The following is a 253-nucleotide window of genomic DNA, read 5'->3' on the forward strand; positions in this document are numbered from 1 at the left end:
CGTTTATACCAAACGCCGTCGTCAGTGGTAAGCTAAGCCCTATTGAAAACAATAGGGTGCTGGGGTTGTGTCGCGTGCAATTCAAACTGCCGATTTAGAATGGCAACATATTGATGGCATATATGTGCCAGTTTCAAAACAATTTGGCGATGTCTATTTTTCCAAAGACAATGGTCTACTTGAAACACGCCAGGTGTTTTTAAATGGCAACGATTTATCTGAGCGCCTGTCAAATCTTCAGTCCTTTGAATAT

At 41.5% G+C, this 253-nt stretch carries 1 protein-coding gene; it reads left to right on the plus strand.

The window, feature by feature from the left end; all coding sequences use genetic code 11:
- Positions 1–67: 67 nt before the first annotated feature.
- Positions 68–253 (plus strand): hypothetical protein (locus ACG9ZB_RS17615; RefSeq protein ID WP_419326883.1); only part of this gene is annotated, 186 nt, incomplete at its 3' end.

The organism is Acinetobacter johnsonii (assembly GCF_048551975.1).
In the GTDB taxonomy this organism is placed as follows: domain Bacteria; phylum Pseudomonadota; class Gammaproteobacteria; order Pseudomonadales; family Moraxellaceae; genus Acinetobacter; species Acinetobacter johnsonii_A.